Below are 14269 nucleotides of genomic sequence, written 5' to 3' on the forward strand. Positions count from 1 at the left end.
GAATAGTATGGAAAAACTAATTGTTGGTAAGTCCTTAGAAAATCAACTTGATACGGTTATTAAAGAATTGGCACCTACAGGGAATATATCCTATGTAGTATTGCAATTTGATGATGAAGAAGAACCGACACTTATCGCATCTAAAAATGAACATACAGTTCATTCTAGTGCAAGTTTGATTAAGGTGCTCATCATGGAATATGTCTTTCATTTAGCTCGCGCTGAGCAGTTGGACCTTAATGATACGGTGTCTTTATCTAAAACTCCACGCGTTGAAGGTGGTGGGGCACTGCAAGAGCTTGTAGGTAAACATAGCTTTACGTATCTTGAGTTATGCCGTCTCATGATGGTGCTCAGCGATAATATAGCAACGAATTTGCTCATCACTGTACTTGGTATGGAAAATATTAATGCTCGTGCTGAGAAACTCGGTGTTGATGAGATCGAATTAAATCGTATGATGATGGACTTTGATGCGTTAGCTGAGGGTCGAGATAACCATATGACTGCTATGGCCTTAGCTCGTCTTTATAAACACATTTTTGAATATCGTGATAGAGATGCGTACGGCTGTGAAATGTGGAATATTTTAGGCCGCCAACAATTCCGTGATATCTTGCCATTTTACTGGGGCGAAGGCATACGCTTTCACCATAAAACGGGTTCCCTTGATCGCGTAGAGCATGATGGGGGCGTGTTAGAAACGTTAAGAGGTCATTTTTGCTTTATTTTGTTGATGAGCGATATTGATAATGACCGCGGTAAAGAGTTAGGCGCTCAAGTTGGGCGCATCATGAAAGTATTTGTAGAGGAAGCATTGCCATGATGGATAAACGAAATTTGTTAAAACTCATGGTCCTTGCTCTTGGGGTGAGTGTGCTCTTGTTTGTATTTGGTTACCCTCGTGGGGCCCAACCAATCGATGAGCATACAATCCGTTATGTTATTGAGCAGGAACCATCCACATTGGATCCCGCAAAGTCTACTACCTCTCCGGAGGCTACGGTTCAACTTCAACTATTTGATGGTCTAGTTCGTCTTAATGATGAAAGTGAACCAGAAGCAGCACTTGCAAAAAAATGGGAAATCTCCGATGATGGTCGTGAGTATACCTTCCATTTACGACCTGATTTAAAATGGTCCAATGGAGAGCCTTTGACGGCTCATGATTTTGAATACGCTTGGAAACGCGTATTAGACCCTGAAGTCCATGCGGATAATGCATATATGTTATATGTATTAAAAAATGGCGAAGCCTTTAATAGTGGCGACGCTAAAGCAGAAGATGTTGGTGTTAAGGCCATCGATGACGATACATTGGTAGTTACCTTAGAAAATCCAACAGCGTATTTCTTAAAATTACTAGCAGCTCATAGTTTCTATCCAGTGAGCAAAAAAGCTGTAGATGCTCATGAAAATTGGGCTGCTAATGCTGAAACTATTGTATCTAATGGTCCATACCGCTTGTTGTCTTGGAAGCATAATGGGGAAATGGATTTTATTAAGAATCCTAACTATTGGGATGCAGAATCTGTGAAAACAGAGAAGATGAACTGGCCTATTAGTGAGTCTCAAAGTACGCGTCTCACCTTAGTTGAAGGTGGCGAAGCTGATATGACTGTTGAGCCTCCAGTAGCGGATCAAAAACGCTTAGAAGAGGCTGGTCTATTACATATCGGTCCTATGCTTGGTAACTATTACTACGTATTTAATGTAAAGGCTGATCCTTTCACAAATCCAGATGTACGTAAAGCATTCTCCATGGTTATCAACCGCGCGAACATTGTTAACAACATCGTTCGCGGTGGTAAAGAAGCGGCTTATGCCTTCGTACCGTATGGCATGCTGGAAAGTAATGGCCGTGAAGACTTCCGTGAAGCTGGTAGTTATTTGGTTTACGAAGACGTAGAACAAGCTAAAGAAATTTTGAAAAAAGCAGGTTACGATAAGAACCATCCATTACCTCAAATTACGATTTTGTATAATACAAGTGAGTTGCATAAATCTATTGCCGAAGCGATTCAAGATGCATGGGTAAATGCTTTTGATGCTGATGTACGCTTACAAAATCAAGAGACAAAGGTATTCTTAGCAGACCGTGAAGCTGGCAAGTACCAAGTAGCTCGTGCTTCTTGGGTTGCTGACTATAGTGATCCGCAAAACTTCTTAGAAGTATTCTCTGCAGAAGACAATGATGGTCAGTACCACAGTGATGAGTACAATGAATTGATTGCACGCATTCGTATAACGCCAAATGGTGCGGCTCGAGATGCATTGATGCATGAAGCAGAAAAGATGATTTTTGATGAATCTCTTGTAATGCCGTTGTACTTCACAACACAACCTTATGTAACGAACGGAACGATTCAAAATTATTTCTGGACTACATTAGGCCTTGTTGACTTTAAAAAAGCATACAAATAAGATACACTTAAGACGTACACTATGTGTACGTCTTTTGTTGTATTTTATGAGGATATATGAACTGGATTGAACCAAAACGTTTAGCATCGGGCATGACCATAGGTATTATGGCACCTGCCAGTGCAAGTGATGAAGATTTACATAAAATAGAAGAAATTTGTGCCTCAAAAGGCTATAAGGTATTCTGGGGTGATAGTGTACATCGTAAGGGCCTCTATGGTGGTACTCCTGAGGAGCAAGCTACAGAGTTTCAATATATGATGACTACAGCCCCTTGTGATGCGGTGCTGGCCTTGCGTGGTGGGTATGGTACGATGCGGTATTTAGAACAATTAGACTATAATGCGATTCGTAAGTATCGTAAGGCTTTTATTGGCTATAGTGATTGTACAGCACTTCATATGGCTATCAACCGATATAGCCAGCTTATTACGTATCATGGTCCTATGGGCGTAGATTTTAAGCCTGAACGAAAAGCAGATATTGATGCCTTATTTAATACCTTAGAAGGTAAATTACAAGTTATTGAACCATTACCTGAACCACCTCGAGGTGCCATTGGCACTGACCTTGGTGATGGGGTTTTACGCGGTGGCAATATGACAATGCTATCTATGATATTGGGAACACCTTATTTTTTAGAGGACGAGTCTTGGGAGGATACCTTACTATTCATTGAAGATGTAGGGGAGGCTCCTTATAAGCTAGATCGCATGTTGCAACAATTTCGTCTCAGCGGTTTATTGAGCCGCATTAAAGGTTTAGTCATCGGTACTTTTACAAATTGTGAAGGCGACGAAGATGAAGTTGATTATGATTTGGGCTATGAAGCGTTGCGGTACATGGAGGAAAATCGAAATTCTGAATTACCAGAACCTTTTGTGTGCTATGTGCCAACAGGCCATGGCTCGCCGCATCAAACCTTGCCATTAGGAGCAACGATTAGCTTTAGATATATTTCTAACACTATTATCGTTCATCCTTATACGAAATAGGCGACAAATGTTAGCTTACAGATATTAAATAATAAGGGGAGTTATGACATTACAAGAACGAGAGGCCCGTGCCTGTGCCATCATAGATAGTATGGCTGAGGAATTGTGCGATGTCTCTTTATATTTACACGATAACCCAGAATTGGGCTTAGACGAGCATAAAGCGGTTAAGGTAATTAACCAATTCTTAGAAACACATAATTTTACATCTCAAGTGGGGCTAACTGATCTTCCAGAGTTACAAACGGCGTTACGGGGTGACTATAACGGTTCTGCACAGCATAAAATAGCCTTTTTAGGTGAATATGATGCATTACCAGAACTCGGTCATGGTTGTGGACATAATCTCATTGCTATGATGAGTTTAGGGGCGGCTATTGCCTTTAGTCAAAGTGCACCGGAAGCGTGGGGAACGACCTTCTTTGGTTGTCCTGCGGAGGAAACTATTGGTGGTAAAGTATACATGGCTGAGGCTGATTTATTTAAGGGCTATGAGGCGGCACTAATCATTCATCCGGGCAGTGAAAATGAGGTGGGGGGCACATCATTAGCGACACATCCCCTAGAGGTTACCTTCCATGGGCGTTCCTGTCATATAGCATCACTTACTGATTCTGGTATCAATGCCTTAGATTGTGCTGTAGATCTTTATCAAAGAGTTAAAGAGTTAAAGAAAACCTTTCCTAAAGGTGCTATTGTAGGTGCTATCTTTACCGAAGCTGGTACGGCACCAAATGTAGTAACACCTAAGGCTACGCTTCGCATGACTGTACGGGGGCGTACGGTGGATGATTTAGAAGGTATTATTTTGCCGGCTATTAAAGCGGCTGCTCAAGAGATTGCAGCATCCTATGGCGCTCAAGTTGAAATGCATCATTATGAGCCACTCTTTAAGGATATGCGTCAAGATAAAAAGTTGTTAGATCTCTTCAAAGATGTGATGACTGAGTTTGGTGAAACACCTCGTATATTGCCTGATGATGAAGCGGATGGTAGCACTGATGTAGGTAATGTATCCTATGAGGTACCTACGGCACAGCCCACATTGCAGATTGGATTAGGCTTAGAAGCACATACTCCAGAGTTCACTTGTGCAGCTGGTTCTGATTATGGATTGGCACAAGCTATTAAGGGGGCTAAGATTATGGCTGTTGTAGCCTTGCGTTATGTCCTGTGTAAGTGATGTTCAATTTTTGACATATAGAGGTCAAAAAGGTACAATAGATATAATATTTAAGTAAGTATGAAACAAGCCGTCTTCAACAAGACGGCTTTTATTCCGATGGAGATAGATATGAGTGTTTTAACCGTTTCAAATGTAACCCATGGTTTTGGAGCGCGACAAATTTTAGATGATGCATCATTCCGTTTGTTAAAAGGCGAACACGTAGGCCTTATTGGGGCTAATGGTGAAGGTAAGTCTACGTTCCTAAATATCATTACAGGTAAAATACCGCCTGACGAAGGTAAAATTGAATGGTCCAACCAAGTAACAGTAGGTTATTTGGATCAACATGCAGTGCTCGAAAAGGGCATGACTATTCGCGATGTATTACAACGGGCTTTTGATGATTTGTTCGTTATGGAGCAAAATATTAACGATGCCTACAATCGCATGGGCGATGTGTCCGAAGATGAAATGAATAAGCTCCTCGAGCAAGTTGGGGAATGGCAAGAAATTCTTGAACAACGTGGGTTCTATGAAATTGACGCGGTTATTGAGCGTACAGCTTCTGGTTTGGGCCTTACAGATATCGGCTTAGATCGAGATGTTACAGAGCTCAGCGGTGGTCAACGTACTAAAGTTTTACTTACTAAACTATTACTAGAGAAACCAACAATTTTATTGTTGGACGAACCGACAAACTATCTTGATGTAGAGCATATTCAATGGTTGCAAAACTATTTGCAGAACTACGAAAATGCGTTCATCTTGATTTCTCATGATATGGAGTTCTTAAATTCCGTAGTCAATGTTATTTATCATATTGAGCAAGCAGTACTTACTCGATATACTGGTGACTATCATCAGTTCCAAGCTGCTTACGAAGTGAAAAAGGCACAAGCTGCCAAGGCTTATGAGCGTCAACAACAAGAGATTGAGCGTATGGAGGACTTTATTCAACGTAATAAAGCTCGTGTAGCGACGCGTGGTATGGCAAACTCTAGAGCAAAACGCTTAGAGAAGATGGAAATTTTGGAAAAACCAAAAGAGTATATCAAGCCTACCTTTGGCTTTAAAGAAGGTCGTACACCAAGCCGCTTCATTGTAGAGGCTTTTGGATTACAATTAGGTTATGATGAACCGTTAACTAGACCAGTAGACTTTCAAATTGAAAGAAATAAAAAAATCGCCATTCGCGGCGTCAATGGTTTAGGTAAAACAACGTTGTTAAAAACTATTCTAGGTTTATTAAAACCTGTGAGTGGTGAGTTGGTAAAAGGTGAGTTCTTACAAGTTGGCTATTTTGCTCAAGAAGATACACCGTCTAACTCTGAAACAGCGCTAGATTATATTTGGAATGAATATCCGGCTATGACCAATGCAGAGGTGCGTGCAGCCCTTGCTCGTTGTGGCCTTACGAATGAACATATTACATCTCAAATGCGTGTATTATCTGGTGGTGAGAATGCTAAGGTTCGCCTATGCAAACTCATGCAGAATAAGTACAATGTGTTGGTTTTAGACGAACCGACTAACCATTTAGACGTATATGCGAAGGAAGAGTTGAGCCGTGCATTACGTGATTTCAAAGGTACTATTGTACTAGTAAGTCATGAGCCTGAATTCTATCAAGGTTGGGTTACGGATATTTGGAATATTGAGGATTGGACGACAAAAATCGTTTAGGAGGACCGATGAATCAACGTGCAAAGGACGGGATAAAGCAATTCTTAGAGGCTTTATCTGTTGATACAGAGGCACCAGAGTTAGAGAAGACACCAAGTCGTGTAACAGAATTATATAGTGAATTATTCAGCGGTGTAGGATTAGATACAAAATCTGCATGGGGAGAAACCTTTAGCACAGACTATAAAGGTCTTGTGGCAGTTACAGGGATTCCGTTTTATTCCATGTGCGAGCACCATTTATTACCTTTCTTTGGTACTGTAGATATTGTGTACCAACCTAAGGATGGGTGTGTTGCAGGGCTTAGCAAGTTCCAAGATATTGTTAATATTCTTAGCCGTAGACCGCAATTACAAGAGCGGTTGGCATCTGAATTGGCAGATGCGATTATGAATGATTTATCCGCTCATGGCGTATTTGTACGCATTACATCGACTCAGTTGTGTATGCTCATCAAAGGTACCATGCAGCAAGATTCAAAGGTTATTACATTAGAAAGCCGAGGCGTATTGGCCGAAAAAGGCACATTAAGAGATGAAGCGTTGGCAATGTTAGGTGGAGGACAGGCAAATGTTTAAACGTAGAAATTATACATGGAATGATGGCAAAAGTTTATCTTTGTGCGATCGTACCCTTATTATGGGCATACTCAATGGTACACCTGACTCCTTCTCTGATGGCGGTTTATTTAACACACCAGAGTCAGCAGCAGCGCATGTAAAACAAATGATTGAAGATGGTGCGGACATTATTGATCTCGGCGTTGAATCTACACGCCCAGGTTCTACACCATTGACGGCAGACGAAGAAATTGAGCGTTTGTCTCTATTAATAGATCCTGTATTAAATGCATCTACAGTTCCCGTATCTATCGATACATATCACGCTAAAACAGCTGAATATGCCTTCTCTAAAGGGGCGCATATTTTAAATGACGTATGGGGACTACATTATGATCCTGATATGGCGGCAGTAGCAGCTAACTTCAAGGTGCCTGTTATTATCATGCACAATAGTAATGATACAAACTATGGCGATATTATTGAGGATATGAAAGCATTCTTCTTCTGCGCTATCGATAAAGCGTTAAAAGAGGGGGTTACACCTCAACAAATCTGGCTCGATCCAGGTATTGGCTTCGGTAAAACAGAAGAACAAAATATTGAAGTTATGCAGCGATTAGGTGAGTTAACAGCTCATGAATATCCAATTTTGTTGGCACCTAGCCGTAAGCGTTTTATCGGGTCTATGTTGGGCGGTTTGCCACCAGAAGAACGCGATGAAGGCACTGTAGCCGCTTGTATTACAGGTGTATTCCAAGGCGTTGATATGGTGCGTGTTCACAACGTGAAGATGCATAAGCGTGCTTTAGCAGTCGCAGATGGCCTATTACGAGGTGAATAATGGATAAAATCGTTTTGAAAAATATGGCCTTCTATGGATACCATGGGAACTTGGAATCTGAACAAGCACAAGGTCAACGATTTTTTGTAGATGTGGAAATCACAACGGATCTTACCAAGGCGGGTCAAAGTGATCAGCTAGAGGACTCTATCAATTATGTAGAGGTATATGAAATTGTAGAATCTGTTATGACTGGTGAGAAACGCAATCTATTGGAGCGCTTGGGGGCGCTTATTGCGGATTCCTTGTATCAACATTACCAAGGTATCGTAGGTTTATCTGTAACGGTGCGGAAGCCATCTGTACCAATTGCAGGAATTTTAGATTATGTTGAGGTTGTAACTACAAGGGGACAAGTTTGATGTATACCTATTACATCAGTGTAGGCTCCAATATGGGGGACAAGAAAGGCTACATTCATTCTGCCTTTCAGTCACTGCAGCAACATGAAGCTGTTTCTAAGGTGATTAGTTCTACGCTTATTGAAACTGAGCCGTGGGGTTATACGGAGCAAGATACATTTGTTAATGGCATGTGGTTTTGTGAAAGTACTTTAGATCCGCATCAAATGCTCGGTCTAATTCAATGTCTTGAAAAAGGGGCAGGCCGCAAACGTTTGATTCATTGGGGGCCTCGCACGCTAGATTTAGATATTATTTTAGCTTACGACTCACAAGGTGCTATGCTTTCTTTGAATGATGCAACACTCGTTGTGCCGCATCCACATTTTTGGGATCGCTCCTTTGTATTAGAATCACTATATGAGTTGTTGCCAACTTTTACCTATAAAGATATGACAATTAATGAGCGATTAGCTCAATTAAGTGAATAAAAGAGCGATGTATGTGTTAAGATTAGTGAATCAGTAAATACTAAGATTAATGAGCTAGTAAATACTAAGATTAATGAACTAGTAAATACGATACATATTGTACATGAGTTTACGTTTTATGATCGGGGATTTATAGGGCGTGTAAATGAATATAAAACGTATCGGTTTATGTGTACTGGCTTTGATTGTAGTGGGGCTATCCTATTGGCTTGCGGTAGGATTCAACTACGATACTAAAACAGTGCGTATAGATCCGGAAGCGCATACATTAGTCAACTCTAGTGATGCCATTATTTCAAAACGAATATTAGCGATGAAATCCATTGATTCACAAGTGTATTTCTTAGGTTACGAAGGTTTTGGGATTTATAACCTAGCTGATAATACGCTTCGTCTTATGCCAATTACCTTTAGAGGTCAGCATATAGAACCACCTAAGACTGATGATTACCAACGGGGGTTACGAGATATTAGGTCGGTAAAAACTTTATCTGATTTTACGACTCAAGAGCAGACCGAATTAAAAGGCTTATTAGAGTCTACTGATAGAGGGGCTCATTATTATGGTGACTTTTACCATTCTGGTTATGAATCATCTCTTATCGATATGAAGGACCAGTATTTTATTACGAATACGGTACGTGCCTTAAAACGTATAAACCATACATTATATGTATATGATGCGTCAGGCTTTATTATTATTGATTTAGATAATCGTCGCTTGCAGGGGTTCTTTAATAATCGCCTTAGCGGTGAAGGGCCTAAAGGTGTACCGGATAGCTTACGTGGCCATTATGGCGGGGACTTCACTATGATTTATGCACTATCTAAACTAGATCCTAAGGATTTAGAAATTTTATGGACTATGCGTAAACAATATTTAGAAAAATCACCACAAGTGATGGAGGATAAAGACTTATTCCCTCTTAACCTTGAAGATATGGCTTTATAATTGCGATTTTGTTGTGGTCAGTTTCTTTACTAGATGCAACTAAAGATAGAGAGACTGTTATATGAAATGCCCCCCAAAAGTTGGACACAATTTGGGGGGCATTTCATATAACAGTCTTTTTTCAGTACTTTTAATAGATTTTCTAAAAATGGGTATATGGGTATATAATAATTATGTATTCTTTAAATCATATGATTTTATATAATTTGAATAGAAAACATCGAATTTTGATATAAAGTATTTAGATATTGAGTATTTGATTTCAATACATTAGTGTTGGTTAAGGTTTTATCATTTACTCGCTAATAATTGGAGGCCCTTATGAAATTGCGTAAAGTAGGTATTATTGGTACTGGTCACGTAGGTTCTCATGTAGCTTTTTCTCTTGCGTTGCAAGGTGAAGTTGATGAGCTATATATGATGGATATTGATGAGAAAAAGGCGAAAGCCCAAGCTATGGATGTTAATGATGCGGTTAGCTATATTCCCCATAAAGTAATAGCTACTGCAGGTCCTATTGAGGGCTGTGGAGATTGTGATATTCTCGTATTTAGTGCAGGACCTTTGCCAAATTTGTATCAAGATCGTTTAGAAAGTCTTGGTGAAACGGTAGAGGTATTAAAGGACGTTATTCCTCGTATTAAACAATCTGGGTTTGATGGGTTTATTATTTCTATCTCAAATCCTGCAGATGTGGTGGCTACTTACTTATGTAAACATTTAAATTGGAACCCTAAGCACATTATCTCTACTGGTACAGCATTAGATTCTGCTCGACTCCAAAAAGAATTAGCTCATATTTTCAACATTAGTAATCGCTCTATTACGGCCTATTGTTTAGGTGAGCATGGTGGTAGTGCCATGGTGCCGTGGTCTCACGTATGTGTTCAAGGTAAGCCCTTAGAGCAGTTACAACAGGAAATACCTCAAAGATTCCCTACACTTGACAATCAACAAGTATTAGATGATGTAAAGATTGGTGGTTACCATGTATTAGCCGGTAAAGGTTCTACAGAATTTGGCATTGCTAGCGCTACTACTGAACTAATTCGCGCCGTATTCCACGATGAAAAGAAGGTACTGCCTTGTTCTTGTTACTTGGATGGTCAATACGGAGAAAGCGGAATTTTTGCGTCCACTCCTGCTGTTATTGGTAAAGATGGTATTGAAGATATTTTAGAACTACAACTTACTGTTGAAGAGTTAACTTTATTTAAAGCTTCCTGTGCTATTATTCGTGAACATGCTACTAAGGCAGAAACTATGTAAATATAGCTTATCGTTAGATGTATACATAACTGTGCCTTTGTATACATATATACAATTGCACTCTGTTTTTCTAGAGAAATATCTGTAATATTATTTAGTCCCAAGCTGTGTTATGTGGTATAATTTAGGAATGACAATATACAGATGATGAATATTTTTGGGGGACATTATGACTCAGGACACTATGGAAGTACAACGTCCAAAAAGGCCGCGCAAACGGGTTCGCCCTAATCGCAAAGCGCAGGATCAGCGTATTATCCTCATGTGGATCAAGCGAATTGGCATAGGGATTATGGTGCTGCTATTGTTAGGGCAGGCCTATCGCTTGGTGGCTGTATATCAAGAAAAACAACATATAGAGCAGCAATTGCAAGAATTAAAACAGCGAAATGAAGAATTAGAGCAGGAAAAGGCTAAGTTACAAGATCCGAAGACCATTGAAGGGGTGGCTCGTGAGGAATTAGGCTTAGTTAAGCCTGGTGAAGTACCATATGTAAAATAGGTAAGAATTTAATTTTTGATTCGCTTTATTGTGTAGTTTGAGGTTTCCGCATTAATTAGGAGGTTGCATGGCAATCGAAGTTGGTAACATTGTAGATGGTACCGTATCTGGTATTACAAAATTCGGCGTATTTGTTGATTTAGGAGAGAAACAAACAGGGTTAGTTCATATTTCTGAAGTAGCTCATGGGTATGTCGAAGATATTAATACCGTATTAAAGGTTGAGGATCCTGTAAAGGTAAAGGTTTTATCCATTGATGGCAATAAAATTGGTCTTTCTATTCGTCAAACACAATCTAAAGAAGTGGTAAGTGAAGAAAGACGTCCTCGTCGAGTTCAATCTAAACAAAGTGCAGAGGCTTTCGAAGCGAAGATGAAATCATTTTTGCGCGATAGCAATGAACGCCTGCACGATTTAAAACGCAATACTGAAGGTAAACGCGGAGGCCGAGGCGGTCGTCGAGATTAATAGTGAGAGATGGCTTTCTGCCATCTCTTTACTTATGTATAAAATAGTAAGGGGGCAGTAGTATTAGGTGGATACTACTGTATGCAAGGAGCGATTATGAAGTTAGCAATTATCGATATTGGATCTAATTCAGTACGCTTATTATTAGCTACTTATGAAAATAAAATTTGGCATTACGAGCCAAAACAGTTGTGGACCACTCGTCTTGGAGAGCGAAATACAGATGGTACATTACGTGCTGAATCGATGGAAGCATCATATCAAGCTTTCAGGGATATTAAAAAATTAGCCGACCAATACGGAGCGGAATACTGCTTTGGTTTTGCAACGAGCGCTGTTCGTGAAGCAGCTAATGGCCTTGAATTTATGGAGTATATTAGTGAATATTGTCCGATGGAATGGCGTATTCTCTCGGGCGATGAAGAGGCTATTTATGGCTTTAATGGCGCTTTAGGGGAACAGTTGAATGATGGCCGTCACTATACAACTATCGATATCGGTGGTGGTAGTACAGAGCTAGCATTAGGTAATAAGGACGGCGTTTATTGGAGCCGCTCTTATCCTGTAGGTGCTGTACGGCTTCAATCTATGTCTGACGAAGGTCCTCAACGTGTGTGGGAAGAAACTCAATTCTTGTGGGATCCGATGATGATTGAAGGAGAATTTGGTGAATTCATTGGTATCGGAGGTACGTTAACGACCTTGGCGGCTATCGATTTAAAGTTAGAAGATTATGATGGCACTAAGGTGCAAGGACATAAATTGAGCCGTGAGACTGTGGAAGGCATCATTATGAGATTGCGTTACATGAGCCGTGAAGAGCGATTGCAAGTCAAAGGCTTACCTGCCGGTCGTGCCGATATCATCGTAGCCGGTGCGGAGATTTTAACGTCCTTTATGGACGCTTATGAGGTGCCTCATGTATTTGTGAGTGACCAAGATGGTATGGAGGCGATGGCCCGTGAATGTGAAAGCACTCATTCGAAGAGTTAATCACACTTTAAAATTACATAAGCTATTTCCTGAACATAGCCGTATATTGATAGCTTGTTCTGGTGGTCCAGATTCGATGGCTTTATTACATTTATTACAAGACATTGCTGCGCATCGCCATACAAAATATAAGCTTGGTATTGCTATCGTAGACCACTCTATTCGCCCTGAAAGTAAAGATGAGGTTCTATGGCTTCAAAATCAGGTAGATGCATTAGGATTGTCGTTTTATACAACTACCTTTGATGTGCCTACCTTGAGTAAAGACCTAAAGCTATCTGAGGAGACCGTTGGTAGGCAAGTTCGCTATCAATGGCTAAATGAAATAGCTCATTCTGAGGGGTATGATTATATTGCGGTAGCTCATCATAAGGATGATCAAGCTGAGTCGATTCTAGCGCATCTTATTAGAGGTACAGGATTAAACGGGCTAACAGGTATGGCTGTAGTCAGCCATGACTATGATATCCCCGTGATTAGACCTTTATTAGATGTTACAAAAGAGGAATTATTAGCTTATTTAGCCGATAGAAAGCTCACGTATTGTATTGATTCTACAAATGATGATATTCGATATCAGCGAAATAGAATTCGTCATCGCATTATACCAGAGTTAGAATCGATTAACCCTAATGTAGTAGATGCTATCGCTAGATTAGGATGTTCTGTAAGTGAAGATTTAGCAGTAATTTCTAATTTGACGGTACAAGCTTTTGAGCGATTAGTGACTATTGATAAAAATGAAATGCGTTTATCTCGTAAGGCCTTACGAAAGGAACCAGTTGCTATACAACGTCGTTTGTGGCAGCGTTTGATGAGTTCTATTGACTCTGATATAACGCTTACTACAGCTCATCAAGAGCAATTACTAGATATTGTTAACACCGGAGAAGGGAAAACTTTCACTATAAAAAGTATAAAAGTAACCGCTCAATGTGATACAATAAAGGTATATTGCAAACATTAATATGAATCGTGGAGGTCATATAGATGCATCAAGATGCAAAAGATATTTTATATACAGAAGAACAATTAAAAGCACGTGTAGCGGAACTGGGTAAAGAGATTAGTAAAGATTACCAAAATGAATCCGTTGTGCTTGTAGGGGTATTAAAGGGTGCTATCGTATTCTTTACAGATTTAGCACGCGCTATTGATGACAGTGTAGATGTAAGTTTTGATTTCATCTCTTGTTCTAGTTATGGCAGTGGTACAACTAGTACAGGTGTAGTTCGAATTTTAAAAGATTTAGATCGCTCTGTAGAGGGTAAACATGTACTCGTTGTAGAGGATATCGTTGATACTGGTACAACATTACATTACTTGCTAGAAAATTTACATGCTCGTGGCGCTAAAAGCGTACGTCTTGCAGCGTTATTAAATAAACCTGACCGCCGTAAAATGGACGTAGAAGTAGACTATGTAGGCTTTATTATTCCTGACTACTTTGTTATCGGTTATGGTTTAGACTACGCGGAAAAATATCGTCACTTGCCTTATATCGGTATTTTAAAGGAAGAAATGTATCAAAATTAAAAATATGATATAATATATGAGTGCATCTCTCAATGAGATGTA

At 39.9% G+C, this 14269-nt stretch carries 16 protein-coding genes; all 16 read left to right on the forward strand.

Translation table 11 applies throughout. From position 1 onward, the window contains the following. Positions 1-7 precede the first annotated feature (7 nt). The 16 genes from VRHSUH09_RS03505 to hpt all read left to right on the forward strand — a co-directional run bounded on the left by VRHSUH09_RS03505 (position 8) and on the right by hpt (position 14227). Positions 8-826 carry a serine hydrolase gene (locus tag VRHSUH09_RS03505; RefSeq protein WP_105081395.1) on the forward strand — a complete coding sequence of 273 codons (819 nt, stop codon included), beginning with the start codon at positions 8-10 and terminating at the stop codon, positions 824-826. Next, positions 823-2424 carry a peptide ABC transporter substrate-binding protein gene (locus tag VRHSUH09_RS03510; protein ID WP_105081396.1) on the forward strand — a complete coding sequence of 534 codons (1602 nt, stop codon included), beginning with the start codon at positions 823-825 and terminating at the stop codon, positions 2422-2424. Before VRHSUH09_RS03505 ends, VRHSUH09_RS03510 begins: the two co-directional genes overlap by 4 nt. Positions 2425-2480: 56 nt before the next feature. Beyond that, a complete protein-coding gene (locus tag VRHSUH09_RS03515) occupies positions 2481-3419 on the forward strand; it encodes a S66 peptidase family protein (RefSeq protein WP_105081397.1) in 939 nt (312 codons plus the stop codon). Positions 3420-3462: 43 nt separating this feature from the next. Next, positions 3463-4602 (forward strand): amidohydrolase, encoded by a 1140-nt coding sequence (locus tag VRHSUH09_RS03520; protein ID WP_105081398.1) that lies wholly within the window; start codon positions 3463-3465, stop codon positions 4600-4602. A 111-nt stretch (positions 4603-4713) separates the two neighbouring features. Beyond that, on the forward strand, positions 4714-6270 hold the full coding sequence (locus VRHSUH09_RS03525; protein WP_105081399.1) for an ABC-F family ATP-binding cassette domain-containing protein: 1557 nt from the start codon (positions 4714-4716) through the stop codon (positions 6268-6270). An 8-nt stretch (positions 6271-6278) separates the two neighbouring features. Next, positions 6279-6848 (forward strand): GTP cyclohydrolase I, encoded by a 570-nt coding sequence (gene folE, locus VRHSUH09_RS03530; protein WP_009352693.1) that lies wholly within the window; start codon positions 6279-6281, stop codon positions 6846-6848. Continuing rightward, positions 6841-7674, forward strand: a complete 834-nt coding sequence (folP, locus tag VRHSUH09_RS03535; protein WP_105081400.1) for a dihydropteroate synthase — start codon at positions 6841-6843, stop codon at positions 7672-7674. The genes folE and folP overlap by 8 nt, the downstream gene beginning before the upstream one ends. Further along, positions 7674-8036: a dihydroneopterin aldolase gene (folB, locus tag VRHSUH09_RS03540; RefSeq protein ID WP_054747750.1), complete on the forward strand. Its 363-nt coding sequence runs from the start codon at positions 7674-7676 to the stop codon at positions 8034-8036. Before folP ends, folB begins: the two co-directional genes overlap by 1 nt. Continuing rightward, a complete protein-coding gene (gene folK / locus VRHSUH09_RS03545; RefSeq protein ID WP_105081401.1) occupies positions 8036-8506 on the forward strand; it encodes a 2-amino-4-hydroxy-6-hydroxymethyldihydropteridine diphosphokinase in 471 nt (156 codons plus the stop codon). The genes folB and folK overlap by 1 nt, the downstream gene beginning before the upstream one ends. A gap of 145 nt (positions 8507-8651) precedes the next feature. Continuing rightward, a complete protein-coding gene (locus VRHSUH09_RS03550) occupies positions 8652-9458 on the forward strand; it encodes a hypothetical protein (RefSeq protein ID WP_105081402.1) in 807 nt (268 codons plus the stop codon). Positions 9459-9779: 321 nt separating this feature from the next. Next, the gene (locus VRHSUH09_RS03555; protein WP_105081403.1) at positions 9780-10727 is read left to right on the forward strand and encodes an L-lactate dehydrogenase; all 948 of its coding nucleotides are present in this window, start codon (positions 9780-9782) and stop codon (positions 10725-10727) included. A gap of 169 nt (positions 10728-10896) precedes the next feature. Next, positions 10897-11229 (forward strand): FtsB family cell division protein, encoded by a 333-nt coding sequence (locus tag VRHSUH09_RS03560; protein WP_043006286.1) that lies wholly within the window; start codon positions 10897-10899, stop codon positions 11227-11229. Positions 11230-11296: 67 nt separating this feature from the next. Beyond that, positions 11297-11698: a S1 RNA-binding domain-containing protein gene (locus tag VRHSUH09_RS03565; RefSeq protein ID WP_054747754.1), complete on the forward strand. Its 402-nt coding sequence runs from the start codon at positions 11297-11299 to the stop codon at positions 11696-11698. 96 nt (positions 11699-11794) lie between these two features. Beyond that, on the forward strand, positions 11795-12691 hold the full coding sequence (locus tag VRHSUH09_RS03570) for a Ppx/GppA phosphatase family protein (RefSeq protein ID WP_105081439.1): 897 nt from the start codon (positions 11795-11797) through the stop codon (positions 12689-12691). Then, positions 12660-13658, forward strand: coding sequence for a tRNA lysidine(34) synthetase TilS (gene tilS, locus VRHSUH09_RS03575; RefSeq protein WP_105081404.1), 999 nt, complete (start codon positions 12660-12662; stop codon positions 13656-13658). Before VRHSUH09_RS03570 ends, tilS begins: the two co-directional genes overlap by 32 nt. Before the next feature lie 23 nt (positions 13659-13681). Then, positions 13682-14227, forward strand: a complete 546-nt coding sequence (gene hpt, locus VRHSUH09_RS03580; protein WP_105081405.1) for a hypoxanthine phosphoribosyltransferase — start codon at positions 13682-13684, stop codon at positions 14225-14227. Positions 14228-14269 lie beyond the last annotated feature (42 nt).

It is taken from the genome of Veillonella rogosae JCM 15642 (assembly GCF_002959775.1).
GTDB classification, from domain to species: Bacteria; Bacillota; Negativicutes; order Veillonellales; family Veillonellaceae; genus Veillonella; species Veillonella rogosae.